Origin of the sequence: Sphingomonas sp. J315 (genome assembly GCF_024666595.1) — a bacterium.
In the GTDB taxonomy this organism is placed as follows: Bacteria; Pseudomonadota; Alphaproteobacteria; order Sphingomonadales; family Sphingomonadaceae; genus Sphingomonas.
In genome coordinates, this window is sequence record NZ_CP088296.1 from 3,434,239 (window position 1) to 3,460,709 (window position 26,471).

The following is a 26,471-nucleotide window of genomic DNA, read 5'->3' on the forward strand; positions in this document are numbered from 1 at the left end:
TGGCAAGCCTCAGTCGCGCCGTGCGGCGTAGGCGGTGACCGGTCCCTCCAGAAATGCGGCGATCTGGCGATCGACCGCGTCGCCGTCGCTCGCCTCGCGGTTGTAATTGTCGAGGTCGAGGCTCAGCACCGGCACTCCGGCACGGCGCAGTGCCCGCAGTACGAACGGGTCCGCGTCGCTGAGCGCTACCGCGCCGTCCACCGCATGGCTCTTCGCCTCGCGGACGTGCCAGGCGCCCGCCCAGGTCGGCATGCGCAGCTCGTCGCCCATCGTTACAAATCGCGCGGCGAGCGCACGCATCGGATCCTGCCCGGGGGCGGTGCGGCGGATGTAACCGTCGGCGGCGAGTGATAGGTACATCGACCAGACGAACACCGCGGCATGGCTCTCCTCCCAGCGCTGGGTGAAGCCCATGTCGCTCCACATGCCGCGCCCGACCCACATCAGGCGGAGCTTCTCGTTCGGGCAGGCCGCCTCGCCCGCATCGTGGCGTGCCTTGACCTCGTGATAGAAGTCCCGCGCCGCGTCGCGTGCCCATTCGGTCCCGCGATGCCATTGCGGGACCATCGTCGCGGGCATGGTGTCGCTGATCGATACCGGGGCGGGGTGTGCGCCCGCAATCAGGTCGCGGGTGCGGCGGTAACAATCCTCCTGCTCGTTCACCAGATCCATGATGTGCGCGAAGCGGTCGGGGTCGAAGCGGCGGTCGGTCACGGCCTCGATCCGCGCGATTACGGCGTGGAGTTCGGCGGTCATCAGGTCGAGTCGTTCGGGCTCGATCGCGCTGTCCCAATCGTCGTGCAGCCGGTCCCACCAGTCGATCGGAAAATCGATGCGGCTTTCGATGCTGCGTTCGAACAGGAACGGGTCCGCGCCGGTTTCGCGTGCCCAGTGATCGAAGATGCGCGGCGTGGCGTCGGTGCCGATCGGGGCCTGAACGAAGGCCGGGCGGGGGAGGCCGCCCCAGGGTGCCTGCTCGGCATCGGTGTCGAACATCGCGGCGATGCCCTGCGCGCTATATGCCTCGGCGTCGCTGGGATAGCCATGGTCGCGCAGCAGCTGGAAGTAGCGCGGCGATTGCTGTTTGGCGGCGGCGATCGACGCCCACCATTGGTTGACGACGAAGGGGACGCCCATCGCGCGCAGGATTTCCTGTGGCGAATTGGCGTTGACCAGCGCCAGCGGCGCACCCGCCGCGACTTCGGCGCGCACGGACTTGAACCAGTCGCGCTGATAGACGCCGAAGCTGGCGATCGAGGCCAGCGACTTGCGGCTGCGGCGACCGTCCTGCGCGCGCGGGGTGGGACGGGGTGTGTCGGATGCCGGTGCCGGGAGCGGTGGCGCGCCGATCCGCTCGACCGCGAAGCCGGCGGCGTCGAGAGTGCGCACGAAATAGCCCGCGTCCCATGCCGCCGCCTCGTCGCCGACGGACTCGACGAACACCGCGCGCGCGATGCCGAGTGCGGTCATCCGCGCGATGACCGCGGCGGCGCGGTCTGCGGCGGGGATCAGCTTGCGTGGCGTCAGCCGGCCCGGATCGGCGAGCGCGTCGAGCGTCGCGGGGCTGTCGGCCCACGCGGCGACCAGCGGGTCGCCCCAGTCCTGATCGTTGGCGCGCGCATCGAGCCCGCGCGCTGCGAGATCGCGGGCACGTGCGGTCGAGAACTGCGGGGAGCCGAGGACGAACACCGGTTCTCCGGCGGGGTCGGCTGCGGTCTGGCGAACCAGCCCCAGCCATTCTGTCGGGGGCAATGCATGCGCTGCGCCGATCGCTGCGATGCGCAGTACGCCGGCCAGGTGCGCCATCGCGGCGGGACGCGCGCGCTCTTCGCTGGCGCATGCGGCAAGTCGGTCAACCTCCACCCCGCCCAGCCAAGCGACCAATTGCGCGATCCGCGCGGCGTTGTACGCCCGGCTGGACTCGCGCGGCTGATGGCCAAGGTCGAGCATATGGATCGGACGCGCCGGGATATCGCCCTCATGGATCAGGTCGCGGACCGTCGCGAACAGTTGCGGCAGCTCGGTATCGGCATGGGTGAACAGCAGGGGCGTGCCGCTGGTGTCGGCTACAATCTGTTGCAGCAGCGACCGGCCGCGCTGCGACAGCGTGCCGTCGCCTGCCAGTTCATCGGCATCGGGCGTCGGGCCGGGGCGCGGGACGAGGCGCACTGGCGCGCGTCCGGCGGCGCGCAGCAGCGCATAGGGCGCATCCTGCCCGAGCACGCGGATCACTGGCTGTCCTTCGCCCACCAGCCGCGCCGCCACCGCACCCGGATCGTCGCACGCCGCGATCAGCAGCGCCGCTGCATCGCTCATCAGATCACGCCCCGGTCGCGCAGTTGCGCGATCCGCTCGGCGTCATAGCCCAGAGTCGCCGCCAGCACGCGGTCGTTATGTTCGCCGACCTGGATCGGGGTGACATCGTCGAACCCGGTGTCGGCACCCGAAAAGACGATCGGGATGCCGGCGGTGCGCAGATCGACCTGCGACCCATAGCTCGGATGCGCGACCGGCACAGCTTCGTGGCGGGAGACGACGCGGGGGTCGATCAGCGCGTCCTCGGGATGGCGGACGGGCGCGACGGGGACCCCCTGCGCCTCCAGCGCGGCGACCACGGCATCGACCGCAAGCTCGCGCGACCAGCCATTGATCGTCTCCTCCAGCACCACCGCATTGGCGACACGGCTGTCGCGATTGGCGAAGCGTGGATCGTCCGACAGCTCGGGCTGCCCCATCGCGCGGAACAGGCCCTGCGCCAGCTTCTCATGCACCGCCACCACCGCAACATAGCCGTCGGCGCATTCGAAGACGCCGAACGGCGAGAGGCGCTGCACGGTCAGGCCGGTGCGCGCCTGCATCCCCGCCGCCGCCATCGCCGACCAGTTCTCGATTGCGACAAAGCTGGTCAGCGCGCCGAGCATAGACACATCGATATGCTGGCCGACACCGGTGCGGTGGCGCTGCTCCAGCGCCGAGAGGATGCCGATCACCGAAAAGACCGGGGCGAGCATGTCGGCGATCGGGATGCCGATGCGCACTGGCGGTTCGCCCGGCCCACCGCTGGCATACATCGCGCCCGACAATGCCTGGATGATGATGTCCATCGCCTTGCCGCCTTCGGGCGCAGTCGCGCCGAAGCCGGAGAGCGAGCAATAGATGATGCGCGGGTTCGCGGCCTTTGCCGCTTCATAGCCGACGCCGAGCCGGTCGGCGGTGCCGGCGGTGAAATTCTCGACCACGATATCGGCGGTGCGGACGAGGTCGAGGAACACCTCTTTCGCCTCGGGCGACTTGAGGTTCAATGACACGCCGAGCTTGCCGCGCGCGCGGGTCAGGTGGCTGATCGAGACATCGTCGTCATGCTTGCGCTCGACGGTGATGCCGTCGCGGCCGACATAGGGGCTGTTCTCGCGCGCCAGATCGCCACCCTTGGGGTCCTCGACCTTGATCACCTCCGCCCCCAGCCCGGCGAGCAGCAATGTCGCATAGGGTCCGGCAAGCGCGCGGGTCAGGTCGATGACGCGCAGCCCTTCAAGCGGGCGTTCGCGGGTGGCTTCGGTCACGGGAGTCGTCCTTCAAGTGCAGCGGCCTGCGCCGCGGTGTAGCCTAGGGTCGCCAGCACCTCCGCCGTATCGGCACCCGCAGGGCGGGCAACGGCGGCGGGCGTGGCGGGGGTATCGGAAAGCCGGATCGGGCAGCCGGTGTGGCGCACCGTGCCGCCGCCGGGCGCGGGCAGATCGAAGATCATGCCGCGCGCGTGATTGTGCTCATTCTCCATCGCCTCCGCGACGGTCAGGATCGGGGCGAACTGGGTGCCCGCCGCGTCGAGGATGGCGAGCCATTCATCGCGCGGCCTGGTCGCCATCACCTGCGCGATGCGGTCCTTCATCGCGGGCCAGTTGGGACGGTCCATCTGCTTGTCGGCGAGGTCGGGCAGGCCGATCGTCTCGACGAAGATCCGCCAGTAACGCGGCTCCATGTCGGTGGTGACCAGCCATTCGCCATCGGCGCAGCGCCAGATTCCGCTGTCGGCGCGGTGCATCCCCTTGGGCGGTGCCTTGGCGAGGTCCGGGTTGCGCGACAGGATGTTGGCGATCAACGCGAGCGAGGCGTCGGACATGGCGATGTCCACCTGCTGCCCCCGGCCCGTCGTCGCGCGCGCGATGACGGCGGCGAGGATGCCGATCACGGCATTCGATCCGCTCAGCAGGTCGGCGACCGGAACACCGGGGAAGGCGGGGCGGTCCGGATCTTCGCCCATCCGCGACAAAGCGCCCGCAATCGCCAGCGCGACCGGATCATGGCCGGGCTTGCGCGCATAGGGTCCGGTCTGGCCGCACAAGGTGACGGAGCAATAGATGAGGCGGGGGTTACGCGCCGCCATCTCGGGCCAGCCATAACCCATGCTGGCCATCACGCCGGGGCGGTAATCCTCGACCAATATGTCGGCCTGATCGATCAGCTTGAGGATCGCTTCGCGCCCGTCGTCGCTGCCGGGGTCGATCAGTACGCTCTTTTTGCCGCGTGCGAGGATGTCGTGGGCGCGGAGCCGGGCATTTTCCGCGTCGGACAGCTTGTCCCAGCCAAACACCTTGCGCTGCTTGGCCAGCTCGCGCGGATTCTCGACGCGGATCACCTCCGCGCCGAGGTCCGCGAGCAGCCAGGTGCAATAGGGGCCGGGGAGGAATTTAGAGAAATCGACGACCTTGAGGCCCTGCAACGCGGTCATTGCCCGTCCTCCAGCGACGACACCCACAGCTTGCCGGGCAGCTTCACGCCATCGACATCGCGCCACAGCCCCCGCGCGGCGAGATGGTCGCTGGCGAGCGCATCGGCGGGCGTGTCGATCCACGACAGGCCAAGCCCGTTCGCCTGCGACATTGCGCCAAGCTCGGCGCGGGTGTGGCGCAGGAAGGAGGCTTCGACCACCGCCTCCCACTCGATCAGCGTTTCGCGCGGGACATCGGCGACGAGGATCGCGTCCCAATCGACTTCGGCGAGTGGCCCGGCGGCGTCGCCCATCGCCTTGACCATGCCGCGCATCATCGGCTGGTTGTCGACCAGCGCCCAGGTGACAAAGCCATCGGCGCACGGCCAGACCTGCCGCACGCCGGACTTGCCGCGGATCAGCAGATTGCCGGTGCGGTTGCCGACCCGCCCGGTCCATTGCCAGGTCAGCGGCTCGCGATAATTGGCGAGCACGGCGGACTGATAGGCGGAGACCTCGACCAGCTGACCTTTGCCGGTCGTAGCACGGGCATGGAGCGCGGTGAGCGCGCCGATCACCGCCTGAATGCCGGCGAGCGCATAGGCCTGTTCGCCGGGCAGCGTCAGCGGCGCGCGGTCGGGATCGCCGATGATCGTCATGAGGCCGGAGCGCGCCATGAGCGTCAGATCGGTTTCGGGCCGCCCGTCATTGGGCCCGCCGGGCAGGAACGGCGCGACGACTACGTCGATCAGCTTCGGGTTGGCGGCGGCTAGCGCATCGTGGTCGCGGCCGGGATTACGGAACAGGATATCGGCGGTGGCGAGCAGCGCTTCGGTATCGCCGGTCTGCTTGCCGGGGTTCCACGCCGCGTCGCCGGGTTCGGCGCGCACGACCTGCGCACCCAGTTCGGCGAGCATCCGGCCTGCGAGTTCGCCCAGACCTTCGGTCAGATCGACGATGGTGAGATGCGCGAGCATCATGCGAGCGCTCCCGCTTCGGTAAGTTCGCGGACTTCGGCTTCGCTCATACCGAGCAGACCGACGAAAATTTCATGGTTGTGCTCGCCCAGATTGGGCGGCGCGTCGACGCGGATGTCGCTGTCGGAGAAGCGCAACGGCGGGGCGGGCAGTTCGGTGCAGCCCAGCTTGCTGTGCGTGACCGGGCGGTAATGGCCGCGCTCGATCAGTTCCGGATCGGTGAACACGTCGCGGCCGTCGTTGACCGGCTCGGCTGGGATGCCGAGCGCGGCGAGCCGGTCGGCCAGAACGCGCTTGTCCTGCCCGCGCGTCCACGCCGAAAGCGCCGCGTCGAGTTCGTCCTCATGTGCCTTGCGCCCGGCCAGCGTGTCGAAGCGCGCATCGGCGATCCCTGCGACCTGTGCCAGGGCCGCCCATTCGCCATCATCGCGCACCGCAATCGCGATCCATTGATCCACCCCGCGCGCGGGATAGGCACCCTGTGGTGCGCGGTGGGGCGAGCGATTGCCGGGCTTGCCGCCCGCGCCGGTCTGCTCGGCCAGAAACCGGTCGGCCATGACGTGGATCAATGGTTCGGTCTGGCTGATATCGATCAGCTGGCCCTCGCCGGTCTGGCGGCGATGTTCGAGCGCGGCGAGCGTCGCGACGGTCGCGAACATCGGCGCGACGACATCGCCATAGGCGAACGGTGCCATGTGCGGATCGCGATCGGGCCAGCCGGACAGCGCCGCCATGCCCGACAATGCGCCCGCCGAATTGCCGTATCCGCGCATCGTGCCGAGCGGTCCCTTGCGCCCCGCCACGCTGACGCTGATCTGGATGATGTCGGGCTTGATCGACTGGAGCGTATCGAAGCTCAGGCCAATCCGGTCCATATAGCCATGGCTGAAATTCTCGACCACGATATCGGCCCAGGCGACCAGCTTCTTCGCGACCTCGATCCCCTTCGGGTCGTTGAGATTGATCGTCACCCCCAGCTTGCTGGTGTTGGTGATCGCGAAGAAGGTCGAGGCGTCGGGATCGCGTCCGCCACCGGCGAACGGGGGGCGAGAGACGACCCAGGTCGAGCCGCTTGCGCGATTCGATCTTGATGACCGTCGCGCCCAAGTCCGCCAGATCCTTGGTCGCGCGTGGCCCCGCGCCGACCCAGGAGAAATCGGCGACCTTGACGCCTTCAAGGGGAGCTTGCTCATCGCGCTGCCACCTTCGCATCGCACCGGATATCGCCGCTCGCGATCAGCCGCTGTGCTTCCTCATAGATCGGCACTGCGTCGATCCCGATCTTGCCTAGCCGCTCGGCCTGAATGCGTGCATCCTTGTTGTAGAGCGCATCGAATGCTTGCTGTTCCTGCGCGGGGATGGTGGAGAAGGTGATCCCTTCCTTTTTCCCATAATCGATCCCCGCCTGCTCGGCCTTGAGCAATTGGCGGTTGAGCGCCGCTTCCCACACCTTGCGCCCCTCGATCAGGACCGCCTGAAGGTCGGGGGGCAGCTGTCGCCAGGTCTTGTCCGACATCGCGCGCGCGGGATAGGCGCCGCGACTGAAGCGGATCGTGGTGAAATGTTTCGCGACTTCCGCGAAGTGCAGGCTGCGGATCGTGTCGGCGGGGGCGACGACGCCGTCGATCACGCCCTTGGCGAGTGCCGAATAGACCTCGCCCATCGGCATGTTGACCGGGTCCGCGCCGAGTTGCTTGAGGATGTCGACCGCGTCGCTCTGCGCGCGCAGGCGCAGACCGCGAAAGTCGGCGAGGCTGCGGATCGGGCGATCCTTGGTCAGGACGCCCGGGAAATTGCCGCCCTGCACCGCGAGTACATGCAGCCCGTGCAACTCGTTCTCGAAGGTGGGGAAGCGCTTGGCGAGGCAATCATAGATCGCAACCTGATCGGTGATCGTTCGCACCCCGCCATAATAGGCCGCCTGTCCGCGGAGCAGGTGCGCGCCGCCCTTGGCATAGATGGGCGTAATCAGGCCGATGTCGGCGACGCCGTGACGCACCTCCTCCATGCTCATGTCGGACGAGATCAGCGCGCCGGACCAATAGGGCTTGAACGCGATGCGTCCGCCGCTCTTGGCCTCGACCCACTTCATCCATTCCTGATCGGCCAGCCCGAACGGGTGGGTGGGGGTATAGGGGCTGGCATAGGTCAGCACATGCTGCGCCGTCGGCGCGGGCGCGACGTTGCACCCGGCGAGCGCGAGCGCGGCGAGGATCGGTAACAAACGCATCGGTCAGGCCCCCATCACGCTGGGCAGCCACAGCGTCACCACCGGGAAGGCGATGATCATGGCAAGGTGGAAGAAATCGGCGATCAGGAACGGCACGATCCCGCGGAAGATCTGCCCCAGCGGAATGTCCTTGCCGATCGCCTGAATGACATAGACGTTGAGGCCGAGCGGCGGGTGGACGAACCCGATCTCCATCGTGCGGACGAGGAAGATGCCGAACCAGATCGGGCTGTAGCCCAGCTCCAGCACGATCGGCAGGAAGATCGGCGTGGTCAGCAGCATCAGCGCGAGGCCGTCGAGGAACGATCCCAGCACCAGCAGCATCAGCGCGATGACGATGACCACAACGATCGGGCTTGCGTCCATGTCGCGCACCGTGTTCGACATCAGGTCGGCGATGCCGGTCACGCTGATGAACGTCGCGAACAGGATCGCGCCGAAGATGATCAGGTAGATCATGCCCGTGGTCGACAGCGTCTTGGCAAAGCTGTCCGCGATCGCCTCCCGGTTGAACGCCCCGCGAATGCCCATCAGGATGAAGGCGACGATGACGCCGACCGACGCGGCTTCGGTCGGGGTGAACCACCCGATCATCAACCCGCCGATCACGAACACGACCAGGATGATGATGTCGATGATCCCGAGCAGCCCGCGCATCCGGTCGCCCCAGCCGACCCGCACCGAACGCGGCCCCAGCTCGGGCTTGAACCAGCACAGGATCGCGATGGCGATCATGTAGAACAGCGCCTGGCTGAACCCCGGAATGATCGCCGCAGTGAACAGCCGCCCGATCGACACTTCGGCGATGATGCCGAACACGATCAGCGCGCCCGATGGCGGGATCAGCGCACCGAGCGTGCCGCCAGCAGCGAGCGCACCGGCGGCGAAACCAGGATTATATCCGGCACGCCGCATCTCGGGCAACGCGGCCGATCCGACGGTGGCGACGGTGGCGAGGCTCGATCCGCTGATCGACCCGAAGCCCGCGCACCCCGCGATCGAGGCGAGGCCGAGGCCCCCGCGACGATGCCCGACGAAGCGCGCGGCAACGTCGAAAAAGTCGCGGCTCGCCCCGGCGGCGAAGCACAGATGCGCCATCAACAGGAACAGCGGGAGGACGCCGAGCTCGTATTTGTTCGCGACCTCGAACACCACCACGCCCGCCTTGACCAGTGCGGCTTCGGGCGAGAGCATTACCATCAGCCCGACCACGCCGGTCAGCGCAAGGCTGACGCCAATCGGCACGCCGAGCGTCAGCAGCCCGAGCAGGGCGAGGATGCCGATCAGGCCAATGACCTCAGGCGCCATGACCGGCCTCCGGCGTCTCGCGGGTGAAGGCGTGACGGACGAACAGGATCGCCACGAACACCAACGCCGCGATCATCAGCAGCCGGAACCAGCGCAGCGGAATGTGCAGCAATTCCGACCGCTCATGCCCGTTCCACAGATCGCCAAGCAGGATCACCGATCCGGCGGCGAGCAGCAGCACCGCCAGCGCGCCGAGCAGATTGGCGATCCGCGCCAGCGTCGCGCGCCGCGACGGCGACAGCCGGTCGGTCAGGATGTGGACCGCGGCATGACCGCGCGACAGCGTCACCGCGACCATCGACGATGCGGCGATGAACACGATCGCCGCCTGTACGATCTCGATCGATCCGATCAGCGCAAATCCAGTGTGACGACCGAGCACCGCGATCGAATCCGCGGCGGTCGCGAGCAGCAGGCCCGCCGACCCGATATAGAATGCGGTCTTGCCCGCGATGCCCGTGATCGGGGCGGGCGGTGGCTCTTCATCATGTAGCGGCGCTGCGCTATCGGTCACCGGGTCGGACACGCTCTGCCTCTCCTGATTGACAGCCTCTCACTGGGGCGGTCTAACTGATTGGTAGGATCAAAACCGTAGATAATTTCAACCATCCGTCAATGGCACGATTTACGGATGACGACAAGGGGACGCATGTGACGCAGTTGCGGTCGAAAACGCCGGACGAGGTGCTGGAGGGCGGGCTGAAGCTCGGTCGGCTGGGCGACTATGTCGGCTTTCGCATGCGCCGCGTCCAGAATCAGCTGTCGGCCGATTTCGCGGCGGCGACTGCCCATTACGGCATCCGCGCCGGCCTGTTTTCCTCGCTCGCGCTGATCGAGGCGAATCCGGGGCTGTCGCAACAGCAATTGTCGAGCACCGTCGGCCTCGACAAGTCGATCACCGTCCAGATCGTCGACGAACTGGAAAAGCGCGGCTGGGCGAAGCGCGAGCGATCGACCGTCGACCGCCGCCGCCACGCGCTGACGATCCAGCCTGAGGGGAAGAAGACGCTCGACGACCTGTTCAACATCATGAAGGGCGTCGAGGCCGAGGTATTGGCACAGCTCAGCCCCGAGGAACGCCCGATCTTCGACGCCGCGCTCGACCGGATGTACGCGGTCTTTCATCGCTGAGCATAGGCGACGGTGTAGGTCGCCGGAGCATAGGGCAGGGTGACGGTCGAGCGGTGCTTGGCGTCATTGAGGATACGGATCGTCGATACGGTCTTTGGTGCCTGCCGCTCGCGCCAGTCCCATCCGGTGACGGTGACCTGCAGCTTGTGGCCCTTACGGAAGACATAGGACGCCGGGAGCATCGAGAACTGCAGTCGTGCGGGTTCGCCGGCCTTGAGCGGCTGGGCGTCCTCGGCATAGCCACGGTGCCAGGGGATGCCGATATTGTCCCAGGGCGGCGTGCTGGTCTTGCGGATGCTCGCCTTCAACCGTCCCTCGGTCACCACCGTCACCTTGCCGTCGGGTGCGACGTCCTCAAGATAGGCGAAGACATGCTCGTCGGGCGCGTCGGAGGTGATCCACAGGTCGGCGATCGGATGCCCGGTGATCTCGGTATCGGCGGTCACGGGGGTGCTCCATGACGCGCCAAGGCCGGGGATGTGGCAGGGTTGAGCCGCCGCGCCGCCATTGCCGGGGCACTTCCCCTCGCGCTTCACGGTGAACGCCGTCGCCGCATCGCGCGCTGGCTTCGCAGCCAGCAACCCGCCGCCGCCGAGGTGGAGGGTCTGCATCCGCGTGCCCGCCAGCGGGAAGCGGTCCGCAGCGCGCCAGCCGGTCCCTTCGGGCGCGTTGATCGTGAAATAGTGCACCGGCGCGTCGCGCGTCGTGCCGGTGTCGATGCCCTTCAGATGCTGGTCGAAGAAGCGCAGCACCTCATTGCCGACCAATTCCTCGTAGCCGGTGGTCGCGCAATGCGTCCACGGACCGATAATCACCTTGGGCCGGTTGGGCAGGTTCGCCTGCGCGATCAGCCCCTGGCCCCGGAAGTCGTCGTACCAGCCACCCATGATGTACGTCGCGACCCAGGATGTCGCTAGCTGGGCGCGATAGCTGCTGACGCTACCCTCGCCCCAGAAGCGGCTGAAGGTCAGCGGGGAGAAGCTGTCGCGATAGGGCATCGACACCATCAGGTCGAACAGGTTGCTCGCCCCCTGATGCTCCTCGGCCGCCTGGCGCAGCAACACGCGGTTCTCGTCGCCATCGACCGGGGTGGACTTCATGTCCTCCTCCAGCGTGCGGGTAGGGCCGGTACCCCAATTGGCGATCATGCCGCCCCGGGTGAAGCCGTCGAACTTGTCCCAGTTGAAGCAGCCGGCGAACACGGCCTTCAGGCTGGGCGGCAGCACGGTCATCGCGTGCAGCACTGCCTCGCCGGTGTTCGAACAGCCATAGATGGCGGTCTTGCCCGACGACCAGCTCTGGCGCGCGGCCCATTCGTTGATCTCGTATGCGTCGTGCGCCTCGTTGCGGTCCTGATAGCCGCGGCGCTTGCCGAACGATGCGCCCGATCCGCGCCGCGCGGCGGTGACCAGCACATAGCCATGGCCGACGATGCTGCCGATGCCATAGGCGTTGCGGAACGCGCTGAACGTACCGTCTTCCGCCACGATCGGCCCGGTCTTGTACGGGCTGCGGATGTCGAGCGATCCGGTCCACACCACCGGGAACTTGCCCGGCGCGGGCTTGCCGTCGATTGCGGGGCGGGTGACGCTGACCGCGATCCGCACGCCATCGCGCATCGTCACATATTCGGAGGTAACGATCGCGTCCCTATACTGGAGCGCAGGGGCGTAGCGGCCGAAGCTCGACTCCGGTTGCGCCAGTGCGGCGGGGGCGGCGGTGAGCAGCAGGATGGTGGTCGCGGTGCGGATCATTTGAAGGCTTCCTCGGCGAAGGTTCTGGCTTCGGCTTTCTGCGCGGCAGCGTCGGGTGCGCGCAGCCAGCGCTGCGCCACAAGCGCGTCGATCGCGGCATCGAAGCGGCGGAGATACTCGGCCTTGCCGCCCGGATAGAGCTGGTCGAGCCGCGCACGGGCCAGCGGCACCCGGCGCATCGGGATCGAGGGGCTGCCGAGACCGGGGCGGACGGGATCGCATCCGCTGCCCTCCGGCGCCGCGCCATAGCGGGCAAGGGGGGACGGTGATCTGTGCCGGTCGCACACCGCCCAGCGTGTTGCCGTCGGCATCGCGCCGCTGGACGCCCGCGTCATGCGCCAGCCGCTGCGCGCGCGGTGGCGCCACGCCCTTGCGCGACCAGCGATCGAGATTTTCATGTGCGGCGGACGCGATCGCCGCCATGTCGATATCGGTCTGCGCGAACGGACAGCTGTCCGCCCGCGCGGGCTGTGACTGACCGGTGCGCGCGGCGATCTGGCGTTCGGACACCGTACCGCGACGGCGGCTCGATCCGTGCGTCAGGCCCGGCACCTCGTACAGCCGATGCGCGCCCGGCGCGGTGTCGCGGTCGGGCGATTGCGGCTCGCGGTTGGTGATCGCCTCATTCTCGCTCTGCAACTCGATCACCGGCACGTCGATCGGCACATTGGGGCGGCGCGGGTCGGTCTCCGGCGGGATCGTGCTGCGCGAGTTGATCGGGACATAGCCCGAGCGGAAGCTGAACGAGGAAATCCCCATAAGATAGCCGTCGATCAGCGGCCTGCCGTTCGGCATCCGCGCCGCGTCATGAAAACCGCTATTGATGAAGGTGCGCAGGAAGCTGCCGGTGAACGACCAGCCCGCGGCATACGTGCGCGTGACCTTCAGCCCCTTGAGCGGGCCGTCGGCGGCGCGGATCAGCCGCGCGGTGTCGGCGAACACGTCCCAGCGGATGCCATCCTCGTCCGCCGGCCAGTCGATCGCGGCATAGCGGTGCGGGTTGAACCAGCCCAGTACCTTCGTCGCCATCATCGGCACCGGTCCTGGCGGCGCGCGGCGGGTATTGTCGTCGGCACCGATCATCACGCCGACAAACGCGTCGCCGCGCTCCATCGCATAGTCGGCGATCGTCCCCCAGCTGCTGTTGCCCATCACCGGGTGGAAGGGGTTGAGCTGGACGGTGCCGCTGAACCGTTTCGGATCGCGGGGGCGGATCACGATGACGCGGGTGGTGTAAGGGACGTCGGCGCGCTCGACCACGACCCTGCCGGCGGCGTCATAGGAATAGACGTTGGCGGTGCCGGTCTGGAACCACTCTTCCCGAATGTAACCCGCCTTCGCCAGCGCCGCCGCCTCGGGCGTGCCGGGCAGGCCGGGGTCGAGCCAGATCTGCGACGTCGCGGTCGGTTCGGGCGCGCGCCTGACCGAATCTGCCATCGCGGGCGTAGCGATCAGCGACAGCGCAAGCAGATGCCGGATCATGTGCGGCGCGCCTTTCCGGTGCAGGCGAAGGAACTGGCCTTGTTCGGATCGCCTCCATTGTACTTCGCCTGCTGCGGATAGGGACAGATGAGCCGCGTTCGCGTGACCGCGCCACCCTCGACCTTCGACGCGATCATGGCGCCCGGCGCCTGACCCTTCTCCACCCAATGCTCGAGCGCAGTGAGCAGGTCGTGCTGCGCATCGACCACCGGCGCGTCGCGGCCCGAACCGCCGATCTGGTCGGGGCCGGGGCCGCCTGCGCAATGATGCACGCCGGGCAGCATGTAGAGTCGGCTGAACGATGCGGCCTTGGCCGGTCCGCCCATCCGCTTCGTCATAGCTTCGTGATAGTCGATCACCATCCGCGCCGCGACCGCGCCGTCGAGCCAGCCGGTGTACTGGATGACCTTGCCCCCGCGCTTCCTGAAGGCGGAGATGTCCGGATTGTCGGCGCGCAGCTGCGGCATCACCCGGTCGATCGCAGCCAGATCCTTGGCTGCGTCGAAATCCTTGCCGTCCCATTCGCGCAGGCCCCGGATCGCTTGGCCAAAGGTGCCGATCGCGAGCTGCGATCGCCCGCTGTCGACCAGCACGCCGGGGAGCAGCCCGCCGTCGATCGCCTTGCCCGACGCATCACGCAGCGGGGCGTAGAAGCGCTCGGCGAAGGCGACCTGCTGCGCCGACAGGCAGGCTTCGGTCTGGCCGGGTTTGCAGGTGAGCGATGCGATCCTGAAGGTGCAGGCGCGGGGGTCTTCGACCAGCCCGTCCGTGACCCCGTCTGCCGCGTCGCACGCCTCGGTCCCCCCTGTCGGCGATCAGCTTCCAGTCGGCGGGGGACATCAGCTTCGGGTTGGCGTCGCGCTGCAGGATCTCCCACATGCGCCGCACGGTCATCTCGGGCGTCTTCGGTCCGTTCGCGCCGGTGAGGATGCCGTCATAGTCGGACGGGTAGAGCTGAAGCTCCTTCAACCCCTGTCGCCCGCCGCCCGAACAGCCGATGAAATAGCTGTAGCGGGGGCCAGTGCCGTAATGCGCGGCGAGGATCGCCTTGCTCTTCACCGCGAGCAGATGGTTGGCGCGATGCGTGTAATTCTCGCGCGCCCGTGCATCGAGCATCCACGCCGGATCGCTGATCTTGTGCCCGGTATCGGTTGTCGCGGCGGCATAACCCCGGCTCACCCCGCGCGGCAGGTCCTGAAAGTTGAACGTCCCCGCTGCGCCGCCGACCCCGGCGCCCAGAAATTTGCCATTCCACTCGGCCTTGGCGGGCAGCCATAGTTCGAACGCGATGGTCTTTTCGATTGTCCCCTGCACCCGGCAGAACGGGCGCGCGACGCTGGCGGGCTGGCCGCGCCCCGGGGGCATGTCCTTGGCCCAGGCTGCACCGGCCTCGGTCGGGGTCGCGGCGGTGATGGCGACGTCGGGGACGTTGAGCGATGCGACTTCCACACAGGCGTTCGCCGCCTGGGGCGCAGGCGCTGCAGATGCGAGCAGCAGCGCGGGCAGGGGAAACAACAGGCGCAGGATCATTTCTTCGCTCCGGCTTCGCAGGAATAGGATTCGGCGCGCTCGATCGGTCCGCCCTTGTAGCGCACCCGTGCGGGAAAGGCGCAGGCGGGGCGGGTGCGCACCGGCTTGCCGTCGGCGAACTGCGCGGTGCGGACCATTGCCGGGGCGGGGCCGCCGTCGAGCCATTGCTCCAGCGCGGTGAGCAGATCGTCGCCGGCGGCGCGCGATACGCCCTCGGTCGACAGGCCGCCCGCGCCGCCGAAACGGTCGGGAACATCGCCGCCCCGGCAATGGTCCATGCCCGGCATCAGGAACAGCCGGGCAAAGCTGCGCGCCTTCGCTGTCCCGAACCGCTTCTCCAGCGCTCCATAGTAATCGATCGTCGGCTGTGCCGCGACCAGCGCATCGGCCCAGCCATGATAGAGGATCAGCTTGCCGCCGCGCTTCACGAACGGGTCGACGCGCGGGTTGTCGGCGTGGAGGTTCATTACCTTGTCGATCGCGGGCAGGTCTCGCGCGATGCTGAACTTGCGCACGTCCCAGTTGGCGTCGCCGTAAATGCCCTGACCGAACAACACCGTGGCGAGATATTTGGGGCCGGGGGTGAACGGCTCGGGCGCGGCGACCGGCGAGATCGGCACGCCGGGCAGGATACCGCTGTCGATCCTCTTGCCATTCTCGTCATGCAGCGGGGCGTAGATGCGGCTGGCCAGCTCGACCTGCGCAGGCGTCAGGCCCGGCACATCGGCGGGGGTGAAACGGCACGCACGCGGGTCTTCGATCAACCCGTCCTTCAGGCCATCCTGCGGATCGCATTGCGCCACGGCGGCATCGGCAATCCGCTTCCAGCCCGCCGCATCCAGCACCCCGCGATGCCGGTCGTGCTGGATCATCTCCCACAGGCGCCGTGCGCTCATCGCGGGGGTATTCACCCCCGGCGCACCGGCGAGGATGCCGTCATAATCGCCGGGGAAGCGCTGCATCTGGGTCAGCGCCTGACGCCCGCCGCCCGAACAACCGACAAAGATCGCCTTGCGCGGCGCTGCGCCCAGATAGGCGGCGGCAATCGCCTTGCCCTTGACCGCGAGCAGATGGTTGGCCCGCTCGGCATAATTCACCGCTCGGTCGGGACGGTTCAGCAGCCAGGTCTCGTCCGACGCCTTGTGCCCGGTGTCGGTCGAGGCGGCGGCATAGCCACGCTCGACCCCGCGCGCGAGGTCGGGATAGGCAAAGCTCCCCGCCTGTCCGCCGACTCCCGCACCCAGGAAACGGCGGTTCCAGTCGGCACGCTCCGGCAGCCACAGTTCGAATCCGATCTCGGCTTCGATCACCCCCTCGACCCGGCAAAAGGGGCGGGTGGGGCGGTAGCCCCGCGCTTCGGCGACGCTCGCCCCCGCCGCGACCTGCGAGGCGCGGGTCACACGGACATCGGCGGGCAGCGCGACGGGCACGCCGCACAGCTCCGCCACGCCAGACAAAACGGGCGCCGCCGCTCCGGGGAGGAGGATGGCGACGCCCGGTGCCGACGCGGCGATGATCAGGGCGGCGAGCGTCCGGATCATCGCGCGCCGATCAGAACGACTTGCGGATATCGAACGCGATGAAGCGACCGATAGGCGACGCATTCTGGCTGTCCCACGCCGAGGTGCCGTTGATCACGTCCGGCGGATCGCGATCAAACACATTCTGTGCCGACAGCGTCAGCCGCAGACCGCTCAGCGTCCCTTCGTCCGGGAATTTGTAGCTGATCGAGGCGTCGAATGTGTTCCACGCCTTGACCGTCTGGTTCGGCGTGATCGAGTTGTTGAGATAGTCACCGACATGGTTCCAGTAGATGTTGGTCGACAGCTTCCCGTTGGACCAGCCGAGATTGCCCCGCATGCGGGTATCGACCGGGAAGTTGATGATGTTGAGCGCATTCTGGAACGGCACGCCCGGAGCCGAGGAGCGTGTCGAATTGAGGATCTGGGTCAGCGCCAGCCCGGCGGTGAACGCGCCCACCCCGGTGTCGATCCGCTGGTTGAGCTGAATGTCGATGCCGTCCTGGTGCAGCTCGCCCAGATTGTCGCGGCGTCCGTCGACGATCAGCAGGATGTTCGCCGACGGCTCGCGCACGCTTTCCAGATTGGGATGGTTCATCAGTGCATCGACCTGGGCGATGGTCGGGTTGCGGATGACGTAATCGCCATAGAGTGTGTTGTTGCTGAGGATCGTCGCGGCGCTCAGCACGCTGATCACATTGCTGTACTTGATGTTGTAGTAGGTCGCCGACGCGCTGAACCCGGGGATGAATTCGGGCTTGAAATCCGCACCCAATGACCAGGTCGTCGCTTCTTCGGGAGCGAGGCTGTTGTTGCCGCCATTCATGAAGATGCCGCGCTTGGTCACGCCGCCATCGACGAGGTTCTGGATGAAGATGTTGAAGATCGCGTCGGACGAGTCGATCAGCGACGGCGCACGGAACGACGTGCCCCAGCTGCCGCGCATCCTCAAACCCTCGAACGGGGTCCAGGTGACGCCGATCTTGGGATTGAAGGTGTCGCCAAAGTCCGAATATTCCTCGTAGCGTCCAGCCAGCTGGACCGTCAGCTCCTGAAAGCCTCCGGTCGCATTTTCGGGGCCAAAGATCGGCACGTTCAGCTCTGCGAACACCGCCTTGCTGTTGCGCGACTTGCCGCGGTCGCGGTCGAGCAACAGGTCGTTCGCCGCGTTCTTGATCGACGAGTAGATGATGTAGCGCAGATCATTCTCATGATATTCCGCGCCGACGGCCGCGCGGACATCGCCGCCGCCGATCGCGAACAGCGGGCCATCGAGCTTCAGGGTGAAGTCACGGCTCTTGTTGGTCGTGAAGCTGTCGCGCACGCCCCAGATATCCGCCAGCGTCGCCGGATTGTTGTTCGCCAGCGCGCCATTGCCGAACGGATTGAACGCGGTTGCCGGATTGGTGTTGGCGAGCGTCAGCGGAATGAACTGGAGGTTGATGACGTCGGCGGTGCGCGCATTGCCGCGATTCTTGCTGATCGACGCGGTCGCATTGACCTGCCACCCACCGTCGAGGTCGTAGCGCAGCCCCAGCGAGTTCTGCCAGCCCACGTCAAAGCCCGACCAGTTGGCATTATAGGCCGCGTCCATGAAGCGATATTCGACCTGCACCGATGCCGCGAGCGGGTTGGTCGGGTGGACGAAGAACGGGTTGGCACGCGGTACCGTCAGCGTCGCCGTCGGCGGCTGGACGCGCTCCGAGAAGGTGCGGTCGCTGTAAAAGCCTTCATAGGTCAGCGTCAGCCGGTCGGTCAGGTCCTGATAGGCGCTGACGAAGATCGAATGCCGCTCCTGTTCGGGCAGGATGTCGCCCCAGCGGCCCGCGTCGAACAGGTTTGGCGACCCGGCGGTCAGGCTGGCCGAGGTCAGCCCGCGGCCATTGCCATTGGGCAGCGGATAGCGCACCCCGCTGACGATGATGTTGCCCGGCGCGGCGAAGGTCGAGCGCTGGTCGGTTCCACCGATCGAACGCAGGTCTGACGTTGTGAAGTCCCGGTCACTTGCCGCCAGGTTGCTGCGGTAATAATATTCATAGGCAGCGACGAACCCGCCGCCATTCCATTTGCGGCTGAACAGCGCCGATCCCTGCATCTGGTCCATACCGTCCGCGCCGCCATAGCGCAGCTGCACTTCCGCGCCGTCGAACGGGCGACGGGTGATCATGTTGACCACGCCCGCGACCGCGTCTGCGCCGTAAATGGCCGATGCGCCGTCGGGCACGATTTCGAGGCGCTCGATGGCGATCGCCGGGATCATGCTGGGATCGGCCAGCGCGCGGATCGTGCCGTTGGGGGGCAAGGCGGCGGCCGTTGAGCAGCAGCAAGGTCGCCTCGTCGGACAGGCCGCGCAGGTTGATGCTCGACGTGCGCGTGCGGTTTGCGGCCGCATCCTGCGCGCCGCCACGGCGGCTTTCGTCCGACCCGAGGTTGACGACCTGGGGCAGGGTGCGGGCGATGTCGCTCGAGGTCGCCGCACCGCTGCTGATAATCTCTTCGCGACCGAGCTGGACGGTGGGCGAGGCGGGGGCCGCGACGCCGCGGATGCTCGTCCCCGTAACGACGACTTCGTCTTCGGCCTGTTCCTGTTCGGTCGCGGTCGGCGACGTGTCGGTCTGTGCCATCGCCTGGCTGGCGGTCATCAGTGCGGCCAATGCTGCACCGGCGAGTAGCTGCGAAGCCCTCATCACGCTCTCCCTCTCCATGTCGGCCGCTGTTTCGCGACCTCGATAAATAGATATGACCATAAACAATCCGTAACGTCAACGTTATCCGGTCGGAGTGATACCCGCATTGACGAAGTGACTGAAATCGTGCTCACGCTTTGGGCATGTCTGGGGAACAGGAACAGGTCGGCGCGCTCGGTCCGCTGGTCGGCTATCATCTGCGGCGCGCTTTTGGTGCGTTTGCCGCAGATTTCGCGAATGCGGTCGAGGGGACCGGGATGCGCCAGGTGCTGGTCGGCATTCTGGCGGTCGTGTCGGGCAGCCCGGGGATCAATCAGGGCGCGGTCGGCCGCGTGCTCGGGATCAAGCGCGCCAATATGGTGTCGCTGATCAACGAACTGGTCGACCTCAAGCTGATCGAGCGGGTGGTGGATCCGTCCGACCGCCGCGCCTTTTCGCTGACCGTCACCGATGCGGGGCGAAAGATGCTGGCCGATTGCATGGCGAAGATCGAGGCGCATGAACGCGCAATGCTTGCCGGCTTCAGCGATGCGGAGCGGGCGATGCTGCTCGAACTGCTCGGCCGCATCGAACGCCGCGATCCGGCCGCGGGGTGACGGCGCGCCTCCCCTCCCGCAAGGAGGAGGGGACTAATCGGCCAGGATCAGCGCATCCAGCGCGACCACGCCCTCACCCTCGGGATAGACCACCACCGGATTGAGGTCGATTTCGCGGATCGACGGCGTCCCCGCCAGCACGCGACCCAGCCCCGCGATCAGCGTCGCCACCGCATCGACATCCAGCGCGGGTGATCCGCGATATCCGTCGAGCAACGCACCCTGTTTGAGCGCGCGCAGTTCCGCGACGATCGCGTCATGGGTCAGATCGTGCGGCAACAGCCGGACGTCGTGGAGCAATTCGGCGGTCACCCCGCCAAAGCCCGCCAAAATCACCGGCCCCCATTCGGGATCGTTGCGCGCGCCGATAATCAGCTCGACCCCGCGCTTGCCCATCGCCTCGACCTGCGCGCCGTCGAGCGCGATTGCTGAATCATAGGCGGCGACATTGGCGAACAGCCGTTCCCATGCCGCATCCAGCGCGGCATCGTCGGCAATGTTGAGGATCACACCGCCCGCGTCGCTCTTGTGGCTCAAGTCCGCCGACTGCGCCTTGATCGCGACCGGATAGCCGACCTTCGCGGCAATTGCCTTCGCTTCGCCCAGATCGGCCGCAAAGCCACCGGCGGGGAAGGGGATGCCGACCGGCGCGAGCAGCTGCTTGGCGCGATATTCGGGGATCACCCCCGATGGCAGATCGAGCGCAATCGTCGCCGCATCCGCCGTCGCAAAATCGCGTTCGGCCAGCTTGCCCAGATGCCTTAGCGCGCGGAAGGCGCGGTCGGGCGAGGGGAAATAGGGCACGCCGATCGCACGCAGCCCGGCGATATACTCTGCAGGAACCTCCGCCCCGTCGTCGATCCCGGCAAAGATCACCGGCTTGTGCGGGCTCAGCGCCGTCACCGCGTCGATGATCGCGGGGAATTTGCGGGCGCAGGTCGCCGGGTCGGTCTGGATGATTCCGAACACCAGTGCCGCGAAATTGTCGTCCGCCAGCAACGGGATCAGCGTGCGGCGATACAGATCGGGGTCGACCAGCGCCTGCGCGGTCAGGTCCATCGGGTTGGACACCGGAATGAAGTCGGGAATCGCGGCCCGCATTTCCTCCGCAGTCGCGCCGTCCATCGCGGGAAGGTCGAGGCCGATATTCTCTGCCAGGTCCAGCGTCAGCGCCTTGAATGCGCCGCTCTCGGTCAGCACCGCGGTGCCGCCGCGCCGCACCGGCTTGGCGCGCACCGCCAGCTCGACGACATCGCCCAGCGCTTCGAGGCTGTCGACCAGCACGACGCCGGCGCGCTCGACCTTGGCCTTCATCAGCTGCCAGTCGCCCGCCATCGCGCCGGTATGCGTCGCGGCGCTTTCGCGCGCGGCGCTAGACGTGCCGGGGTGAAGCAGCACGATATGCTTGCCCGCCGCGCGTGCCTTCTCGGCGAACGCGAGGAAACGCGCGGGCTTGCGGAACTGCTCGACGATCATCGCGATCGCAGGCGTTTCGGGATCGTCGATCAGATATTCGACATAATCCTCGACGCCGGACGCCGCCTCGTTCCCGGTGGAGACGGACACGGTGATGCCCAGCCCCTTGCTCATCAGCGTCGCGCCCAGCACGACCGCCATCGCGCCCGACTGGCTGACGATGCCGATCGTCGGCTTGCCGGTGAGGTCCAGCACCGGCGTCTCGACGAAGGTCAGCGGGACGCCCGCGGCATAGTTGACCATGCCAAGGCAATTCGGTCCTTCGACCACCATCCCGTGTTCGTGGGCGATCCGCGCGACCTCGGCCTGTGCGGCCAGCCCTTCCTCGCCGCCCTCGGCAAAGCCTGCCGAAAAGATGATCGCCGCGCCGACTCCCCGCGCCGCCAGCGCCTGCACCGCGCCCAGCACTGCCGGTCCCGGGATCGCCAGCACCGCCGCATCCACGCCGTGCGGCAATTCGTCGATCGACTTCAGGCACGGCCGCCCGTCGATCGCGTCGCGCTTCGGATTGATCAGGTGGATGTCCCCGGCATAGCCGTGCCGCTCGAGGTTGCGCAGTACCGAATTGCCCAGCGCACCGGGCGTGGGGGGACGCGCCCACGATCACGACCGAGCGGGGGGTCAGGAGACGGGAAAGGTCGGGCATCATGTCCTCGATGCTGGAATCTGTGGCCACCCTCACCCTTCCGGCGCTGCGCGCCTCCCTCCCTCTCCCATTGGGAGAGGGAAGGGGCCCGCGAGCGCAGCGAGTGGGAAGGGTGAGGGTGACGTCAGTGTCGTCGGCTCACGCCTTCACGCGGTCCTTGTCATACGCGCCCAGGCCCGGTTTGTAGCTCTTCTCGTCGATGAACTGGCGGATGCCTTCCTTGCGGCCGTCATTGTCGTAGCTGTTGGCGGCTTCCTGCGCGCGGATCAGATAATCCTCGGCATCGTCATAGCTCATCAGGCCAACGCGACGTACCGCGTCCTTGGTTGCCTTCAATGCCACCGGGTTCTTCTTGAGCAGCACGTTGGCCACCTCGGTCACGCGCTCCTTGAGCTGCGAGAGCGGCATCGATTCATTGACCAGCCCCCAATCGGCGGCGGTCTTGCCGTCGATATTCTCGCCCATCATCGCATGGTACATCGCCTTGCGGAACGGGAGCAGCTCGGTCGCCACCTTGGTCGCGCCGCCGCCGGGCAGGATCCCCCAGTTGATCTCGGACAGGCCGAACTGCGCCTCGTCGGCGGCAAAGGCGAGGTCGCACGCGAACAATGGGCCATATGCGCCGCCGAAGCACCAGCCATTGACCATCGCGATCGTCGGCTTCTGGTACCAGCGCAGGCGGCGCCACCAGCCATAGGCCTCACGCTGCGCCTGACGGCTCGCGCCCAGGCCCTGCGCCTCGGTCTCGCGGAAATATTCCTTGAGGTCCATGCCGGCGCAGAACGCCTCGCCCTCGCCGGTCAGCACCAGCACGCCGACATCGTCGCGATATTCGAGCTTGTCGAGCACTTCCATCATGTCGCGGTTCAGCGTCGGGCTCTGCGCGTTGCGCTTGTCCGGGCGGTTATACTTGACCCAGGCGATACCGTTTTCGACGCTGTAGGCGACGACGCCGTTGGTGCTCAGTTCGGTCATACTCATGTCCCTGTTGGGCGCTGCATGCGCCTATTCGACGATGTAGAAATCGATCACGACGTGATCGGGCATTCGGATGCCGCGCCCGACCAGCACCTTGCTGCGCAGCCACTGATGCGCGCCGGGTGGGGGATCGAAGCTCGCGGCGGAGCGGAAATAATAGCTGCCGGGATCGACCTTCTCGCCGCGCGCGATCCTGTCGGTCACCTCGGGGCTGGCGACGCGGACGCCGACATTGTGGATGCCGATCACCGCGCCATCGGCCGCCTTGAGGAAGTAGCGCGCCTCGACACTGGTCACACCGCCGGCATGGATCGCCTGCCAGTCGCCGCCGCCCGGCAGGACCGTGCCGGTCAGGCGCGGGCCGGTGATCGTGCCGCCGGTGATCGGGATGAAGCGCTTGCGCGCGCCGTCGATCTCACCCCTGCTCGACCGGAGCCGTCACCTCGACCCGCGCCGAAAAGGCGTAGGTCAAAGTCGGGGCGGAGGCGGACTGGCCGACAGCCAGCCCGATGCCCGCCACTGCGGCCAGAGCAAGGGAAGGGGAGAGCGCGCCCATCGGATCAGATCGGGTAATGGCCCGGTTCGGTCTCGATCGTGATCCAGCGCAACTCGGTAAAGCTGTCGATGCCCGCGCGCCCGCCGAACTTGCCGTAACCCGATGCCTTGACCCCGCCGAACGGCATCTGCGCCTCGTCATGCACGGTCGGGCCGTTCACGTGGCAGATGCCCGACTTGATCTGCTTCGCGACCTTCAGGCCGCGCGCGGTGTCGCGGGTGAACACCGATGCCGACAGGCCATATTCGGTGTCGTTGGCCAGTTCGATTGCATGCGCCTCGTCGCGCGCGCGGATCACGCCCACGACGGGGCCAAAGCTCTCGTCGCGGAACAGCTTCATCTCCGGCGTCACCTTGTCGATGACATGCGCGGGCATCAGTACACCGTTGGCGTCGCCGCCATTGACCTGCACCGCGCCGTGCGAAACCGCGTCGGCGATCAGCGACGTGCAGTGATCCACGGTCTTCTGATCGACGACCGCGCCCAGCGGGGTCTTGCCCTCGCGCGGATCGCCGACCGCCATCGTCCCGACCTTCGCAGCGAACTTGCTCACGAACGCGTCCGCGACGCTGTCGACGACGATGATCCGCTCGGTCGACATGCAGATCTGGCCCTGGTTCATGAACGCGCCGAACGCAGCGGCCTTGACCGCCTCGTCGAGGTCCGCGTCTTCGAGCACGATCAGCGGCGCCTTGCCGCCCAGTTCGAGCAGCACGGGCTTCAGATGCTCCGCCGCGCGCTTGGCGATGATCCGGCCGACTGCGGTAGACCCGGTGAAGTTGATCCGGCGGACATGCGGATTGTCGATCAGCGCCCCGACGATCTCGCCCGCGTCCTGCGGCGCGTTGGTCACGATGGTCACGGCGCCCTTGGGCAGCGCTTCGTCGAAAGCTTCGGCGATCAGGCTGTGGGTGCGCGGGCACTGCTCGCTCGCCTTGAGCACCACAGTGTTGCCGCACGCCAGCGGCACGGCGACCGCGCGCACGCCCAGGATGATCGGTGCGTTCCACGGTGCGATGCCCAGCATCACGCCGACCGGCTCTCGCAGCGCCATCGCGATGCAACCGGGCTTGTCGGACGGGATCACTTCGCCGCCGATCTGCGTCGTCAGCGCAGCGGCTTCGCGCACCATGCCGACCGCGAGCATCAGGTTGAAGCGCGCCCAGCCTTCGGTCGCGCCGATCTCGCCCATCATCGCATCGACGAACTGGTCAGCCTTGGCGGCAAGCGCGTCGGCGGCCTTCGTAAGCGCGGCGCGGCGGGCATTCGGGCCGAGCGCCGACCAGGCCGGGAAGGCGGCGGCGGCGGCTTCGACGGCTTCATCCGCGTCGGCGACGCTGAACGCTTTCGCCTCGGTCGCCACGGCGCCGGTGACCGGGTTCAGACGGGTAAAGGTGACGCCGGGAGCCGGCGGTGCGATCGTAGCCATGAACCTCTCCTTTATATTGTTATGCTATATAACCTAAGTTTCAGGCGCGCAAGCCGGTTGATCGATCAGGCTGCACGCCGGACGATCTGGTGAAAAATCGAGGATGTTCAACGCCATGGTCTGCGCGCGGCGCGCGTCGATCGGCTGCGCGGCATGGGCGGCGCAATCGACGAATTTGGCGATCAGCGACTCATTATCCATCGGTCGGTCGGGGTGCCCGGCGGCCTGCATCACGCGATGGATCAGGACACAGCCATCGTCGAGCGTGACCGCCAGCGATCCGCTCGCCGCTTGGCCCCGGCCCCAGTCGGGATTGCGCCGCTCGACCACCTTGTGCGCCAGTGCCCGTGTCGCCGGATCAGCGATGCGCTCCGCCGCGAAGCTGTCGAGCGTTACGGCCCCGTCGATCAGCGCTGCCGCAACGGTGTAGGGGATCGAAAATTTCGCATCGATCGCGCGGCCCGGTTCGGCCTTTACCGGCTGCGGGCGGATCAGCATTTCCTGGATCGGCCCGGTCTCCGCCTCGATCCGCACCACCCGCGCCGGATCGATCCGGTCGCGCAGCACCAGCGCCGCCTCGATATAGGGATGCGTCCCCCGGCACGCGGGCCAGGGCTTGAAGCTAACCTGATCGCCCAGAAAAGCTTCGCCCAGCCCGTCGAGCAGCGCGTCGCGCGGCGCACCCCCGCCATAGACGGCGAAGAACCCCGCACGCCCCTCCAGCGGCTCGGCGAACGCCGTCGCGCCAGCCTCGGCCAGCAACGCCGCCTCGACCGCCGCCCGCGCCACCAGCCCCTCGCGCACGCCCCGGATCGGCGAGGTCGCATCATATTTGATCTCGCTCGGAAAGCTGCCCTGCAACAGCGCCAGTCCCATCGCATGCCGGATGCCATCCGCGTCCAGCCCGATGAACCGCGCGCACGCCGCCGCCGTGGCGATCAGATTGACCAAAGGCGGCGGATACCAGCCGCCTTCCTCATAGGGTCGCGGCGCCGCGATCGACAGGCGACAGGCAAGGTCGCTTCCTGCCGCCATCGCGGCCAGAAACTCCCCGAACGCCAGCGCGGGCCGCGCATCGGCGAGCGCGAGCAGGGCAGGGACCAGCGCCGCATTGGGATGCGCCGGCCCTGCGTCGAACGTGTCCCCGAAATCCAGCTGATGCGCCAGCGCGCCATTGGCCAGCGCCGCCAGCGCGGGCGTGCTCGACCCGCCAAAGCCGATCAGCCGCGACGGCCCGGGAGTCGTCTCGGCGTGGCGGCGATAGGGTGCAGCATCCTCGCCGAGTCCGGTCGCGCCCAGCGTTACCCCCACCGCATCGAGCAGCGCGCGCCGCGTCGCGTGCCGGGTCGCCTCCGGCAGCACGTCATGCGGCAGTCCCGCAAAATGCGCCGCGATGGTCGCCGAAATAGCTTTATCACAAAACATTCTATGCAAACGCTTTCATCGGCTTTATCGGAAACGCA

At 67.3% G+C, this 26,471-nt stretch carries 21 protein-coding genes and 5 pseudogenes; 2 read left to right on the forward strand and 24 right to left on the reverse strand.

Annotated features, from left to right (window positions below; genetic code table 11):
• Positions 1 to 9 precede the first annotated feature (9 nt).
• The 9 genes and pseudogenes from LRS08_RS17480 to LRS08_RS17515 form a co-directional block, all read right to left on the reverse strand.
• Positions 10 to 2,316 (reverse strand): 2-hydroxyacyl-CoA dehydratase family protein, encoded by a 2,307-nt coding sequence (locus LRS08_RS17480; protein WP_257845964.1) that lies wholly within the window; start codon positions 2,314 to 2,316, stop codon positions 10 to 12.
• Entirely contained in the window at positions 2,316 to 3,563 is a 1,248-nt protein-coding gene (locus LRS08_RS17485; RefSeq protein WP_260481043.1) for a CaiB/BaiF CoA transferase family protein, read from the reverse strand. Before LRS08_RS17485 ends, LRS08_RS17480 begins: the two co-directional genes overlap by 1 nt.
• Positions 3,560 to 4,729 carry a CaiB/BaiF CoA transferase family protein gene (locus LRS08_RS17490; RefSeq protein WP_260481044.1) on the reverse strand — a complete coding sequence of 390 codons (1,170 nt, stop codon included), beginning with the start codon at positions 4,727 to 4,729 and terminating at the stop codon, positions 3,560 to 3,562. Before LRS08_RS17490 ends, LRS08_RS17485 begins: the two co-directional genes overlap by 4 nt.
• The gene (locus LRS08_RS17495; RefSeq protein ID WP_257845962.1) at positions 4,726 to 5,688 is read right to left on the reverse strand and encodes a CoA transferase; all 963 of its coding nucleotides are present in this window, start codon (positions 5,686 to 5,688) and stop codon (positions 4,726 to 4,728) included. The genes LRS08_RS17490 and LRS08_RS17495 overlap by 4 nt, the downstream gene beginning before the upstream one ends.
• Complete coding sequence (locus LRS08_RS17500; protein ID WP_409456301.1) at positions 5,685 to 6,803, reverse strand: CaiB/BaiF CoA transferase family protein; 1,119 nt, start codon at positions 6,801 to 6,803, stop codon at positions 5,685 to 5,687. Before LRS08_RS17500 ends, LRS08_RS17495 begins: the two co-directional genes overlap by 4 nt.
• Positions 6,733 to 6,897, reverse strand: a pseudogene (locus LRS08_RS20375) (CoA transferase); the annotation flags it as partial. The gene LRS08_RS17500 and the pseudogene LRS08_RS20375, both read right to left, overlap by 71 nt.
• Complete coding sequence (gene dctP, locus LRS08_RS17505) at positions 6,875 to 7,915, reverse strand: TRAP transporter substrate-binding protein DctP (protein WP_257845960.1); 1,041 nt, start codon at positions 7,913 to 7,915, stop codon at positions 6,875 to 6,877. The gene dctP and the pseudogene LRS08_RS20375, both read right to left, overlap by 23 nt.
• A 3-nt stretch (positions 7,916 to 7,918) precedes the next feature.
• Positions 7,919 to 9,223, reverse strand: a complete 1,305-nt coding sequence (locus tag LRS08_RS17510; protein ID WP_257845959.1) for a TRAP transporter large permease — start codon at positions 9,221 to 9,223, stop codon at positions 7,919 to 7,921.
• Entirely contained in the window at positions 9,213 to 9,749 is a 537-nt protein-coding gene (locus tag LRS08_RS17515) for a TRAP transporter small permease (RefSeq protein WP_260481046.1), read from the reverse strand. Before LRS08_RS17515 ends, LRS08_RS17510 begins: the two co-directional genes overlap by 11 nt.
• Before the next feature lie 89 nt (positions 9,750 to 9,838).
• On the opposite strand from LRS08_RS17515, the gene LRS08_RS17520 reads away from it, so the two are divergent.
• Positions 9,839 to 10,354: a MarR family winged helix-turn-helix transcriptional regulator gene (locus LRS08_RS17520; protein ID WP_260481047.1), complete on the forward strand. Its 516-nt coding sequence runs from the start codon at positions 9,839 to 9,841 to the stop codon at positions 10,352 to 10,354.
• On the opposite strand, the gene LRS08_RS20380 is transcribed toward LRS08_RS17520, so the two are convergent.
• The 9 genes and pseudogenes from LRS08_RS20380 to LRS08_RS20400 all read right to left on the reverse strand — a co-directional run.
• A complete protein-coding gene (locus LRS08_RS20380; RefSeq protein ID WP_257845956.1) occupies positions 10,345 to 12,108 on the reverse strand; it encodes a CocE/NonD family hydrolase in 1,764 nt (587 codons plus the stop codon). The two genes, LRS08_RS17520 and LRS08_RS20380, sit on opposite strands and share 10 nt — an antisense overlap.
• Positions 12,105 to 12,443, reverse strand: a complete 339-nt coding sequence (locus LRS08_RS20385; protein ID WP_409456302.1) for an alpha/beta hydrolase domain-containing protein — start codon at positions 12,441 to 12,443, stop codon at positions 12,105 to 12,107. The genes LRS08_RS20380 and LRS08_RS20385 overlap by 4 nt, the downstream gene beginning before the upstream one ends.
• Positions 12,379 to 13,590: pseudogene (locus tag LRS08_RS20390) on the reverse strand (alpha/beta hydrolase domain-containing protein); the annotation flags it as partial. The gene LRS08_RS20385 and the pseudogene LRS08_RS20390, both read right to left, overlap by 65 nt.
• The gene (locus tag LRS08_RS17530) at positions 13,587 to 14,183 is read right to left on the reverse strand and encodes a tannase/feruloyl esterase family alpha/beta hydrolase (protein ID WP_409456263.1); all 597 of its coding nucleotides are present in this window, start codon (positions 14,181 to 14,183) and stop codon (positions 13,587 to 13,589) included. The gene LRS08_RS17530 and the pseudogene LRS08_RS20390, both read right to left, overlap by 4 nt.
• An 81-nt stretch (positions 14,184 to 14,264) precedes the next feature.
• Positions 14,265 to 14,351, reverse strand: a pseudogene (locus LRS08_RS20395) (hypothetical protein); the annotation flags it as partial.
• Positions 14,352 to 14,415: 64 nt separating this feature from the next.
• A pseudogene (locus LRS08_RS17535) lies at positions 14,416 to 15,120 on the reverse strand (tannase/feruloyl esterase family alpha/beta hydrolase); the annotation flags it as partial.
• A complete protein-coding gene (locus tag LRS08_RS17540; protein ID WP_257845953.1) occupies positions 15,117 to 16,661 on the reverse strand; it encodes a tannase/feruloyl esterase family alpha/beta hydrolase in 1,545 nt (514 codons plus the stop codon). The gene LRS08_RS17540 and the pseudogene LRS08_RS17535, both read right to left, overlap by 4 nt.
• A 10-nt stretch (positions 16,662 to 16,671) precedes the next feature.
• Positions 16,672 to 18,900 carry a TonB-dependent receptor domain-containing protein gene (locus tag LRS08_RS17545; protein WP_260481049.1) on the reverse strand — a complete coding sequence of 743 codons (2,229 nt, stop codon included), beginning with the start codon at positions 18,898 to 18,900 and terminating at the stop codon, positions 16,672 to 16,674.
• Between the two features lie 88 nt (positions 18,901 to 18,988).
• Positions 18,989 to 19,387, reverse strand: a pseudogene (locus LRS08_RS20400) (hypothetical protein); the annotation flags it as partial.
• Positions 19,388 to 19,470: 83 nt separating this feature from the next.
• Between LRS08_RS20400 and LRS08_RS17555 the strand changes: the two are divergent.
• Positions 19,471 to 19,923 (forward strand): MarR family winged helix-turn-helix transcriptional regulator, encoded by a 453-nt coding sequence (locus LRS08_RS17555; RefSeq protein ID WP_257845951.1) that lies wholly within the window; start codon positions 19,471 to 19,473, stop codon positions 19,921 to 19,923.
• A 33-nt stretch (positions 19,924 to 19,956) separates the two neighbouring features.
• Here LRS08_RS17555 and LRS08_RS17560 read toward each other — a convergent pair whose 3' ends face one another.
• The 6 genes from LRS08_RS17560 to LRS08_RS17585 all read right to left on the reverse strand — a co-directional run bounded on the left by LRS08_RS17560 (position 19,957) and on the right by LRS08_RS17585 (position 26,433).
• Positions 19,957 to 21,972, reverse strand: coding sequence for an acetate--CoA ligase family protein (locus LRS08_RS17560; RefSeq protein WP_312026691.1), 2,016 nt, complete (start codon positions 21,970 to 21,972; stop codon positions 19,957 to 19,959).
• A 211-nt stretch (positions 21,973 to 22,183) separates the two neighbouring features.
• The gene (locus tag LRS08_RS17565) at positions 22,184 to 23,020 is read right to left on the reverse strand and encodes a p-hydroxycinnamoyl CoA hydratase/lyase (RefSeq protein ID WP_260481051.1); all 837 of its coding nucleotides are present in this window, start codon (positions 23,018 to 23,020) and stop codon (positions 22,184 to 22,186) included.
• Positions 23,021 to 23,050: 30 nt separating this feature from the next.
• The gene (locus LRS08_RS17570) at positions 23,051 to 23,437 is read right to left on the reverse strand and encodes a DUF3237 domain-containing protein (RefSeq protein ID WP_312026692.1); all 387 of its coding nucleotides are present in this window, start codon (positions 23,435 to 23,437) and stop codon (positions 23,051 to 23,053) included.
• Between the two features lies 1 nt (position 23,438).
• On the reverse strand, positions 23,439 to 23,579 hold the full coding sequence (locus LRS08_RS17575; RefSeq protein WP_260481052.1) for a hypothetical protein: 141 nt from the start codon (positions 23,577 to 23,579) through the stop codon (positions 23,439 to 23,441).
• 4 nt (positions 23,580 to 23,583) lie between these two features.
• Complete coding sequence (locus LRS08_RS17580; RefSeq protein WP_257845949.1) at positions 23,584 to 25,008, reverse strand: aldehyde dehydrogenase; 1,425 nt, start codon at positions 25,006 to 25,008, stop codon at positions 23,584 to 23,586.
• Between the two features lie 33 nt (positions 25,009 to 25,041).
• Complete coding sequence (locus tag LRS08_RS17585; protein WP_257845948.1) at positions 25,042 to 26,433, reverse strand: MmgE/PrpD family protein; 1,392 nt, start codon at positions 26,431 to 26,433, stop codon at positions 25,042 to 25,044.
• Positions 26,434 to 26,471 lie beyond the last annotated feature (38 nt).

Bases quoted from the DNA above. Each gene is read 5' to 3' on its own strand.
- LRS08_RS17480 (WP_257845964.1), bottom strand. From the start codon at position 2,316: ATGAGCGATGCAGCGGCGCTGCTGATCGCGGCGTGCGACGATCCGGGT.
- LRS08_RS17490 (WP_260481044.1), bottom strand. From the start codon at position 4,729: ATGACCGCGTTGCAGGGCCTCAAGGTCGTCGATTTCTCTAAATTCCTC.
- LRS08_RS17495 (WP_257845962.1), bottom strand. From the start codon at position 5,688: ATGATGCTCGCGCATCTCACCATCGTCGATCTGACCGAAGGTCTGGGC.
- dctP (WP_257845960.1), bottom strand. From the start codon at position 7,915: ATGCGTTTGTTACCGATCCTCGCCGCGCTCGCGCTCGCCGGGTGCAAC.
- LRS08_RS17510 (WP_257845959.1), bottom strand. From the start codon at position 9,223: ATGGCGCCTGAGGTCATTGGCCTGATCGGCATCCTCGCCCTGCTCGGG.
- LRS08_RS17520 (WP_260481047.1), top strand. From the start codon at position 9,839: ATGGCACGATTTACGGATGACGACAAGGGGACGCATGTGACGCAGTTG.
- LRS08_RS20380 (WP_257845956.1), bottom strand. From the start codon at position 12,108: ATGATCCGCACCGCGACCACCATCCTGCTGCTCACCGCCGCCCCCGCC.
- LRS08_RS20385 (WP_409456302.1), bottom strand. From the start codon at position 12,443: ATGACGCGGGCGTCCAGCGGCGCGATGCCGACGGCAACACGCTGGGCG.
- LRS08_RS17540 (WP_257845953.1), bottom strand. From the start codon at position 16,661: ATGATCCGGACGCTCGCCGCCCTGATCATCGCCGCGTCGGCACCGGGC.
- LRS08_RS17545 (WP_260481049.1), bottom strand. From the start codon at position 18,900: ATGATCCCGGCGATCGCCATCGAGCGCCTCGAAATCGTGCCCGACGGC.
- LRS08_RS17555 (WP_257845951.1), top strand. From the start codon at position 19,471: ATGTCTGGGGAACAGGAACAGGTCGGCGCGCTCGGTCCGCTGGTCGGC.
- LRS08_RS17565 (WP_260481051.1), bottom strand. From the start codon at position 23,020: ATGACCGAACTGAGCACCAACGGCGTCGTCGCCTACAGCGTCGAAAAC.
- LRS08_RS17575 (WP_260481052.1), bottom strand. From the start codon at position 23,579: ATGGGCGCGCTCTCCCCTTCCCTTGCTCTGGCCGCAGTGGCGGGCATC.
- LRS08_RS17580 (WP_257845949.1), bottom strand. From the start codon at position 25,008: ATGGCTACGATCGCACCGCCGGCTCCCGGCGTCACCTTTACCCGTCTG.
- LRS08_RS17585 (WP_257845948.1), bottom strand. From the start codon at position 26,433: ATGTTTTGTGATAAAGCTATTTCGGCGACCATCGCGGCGCATTTTGCG.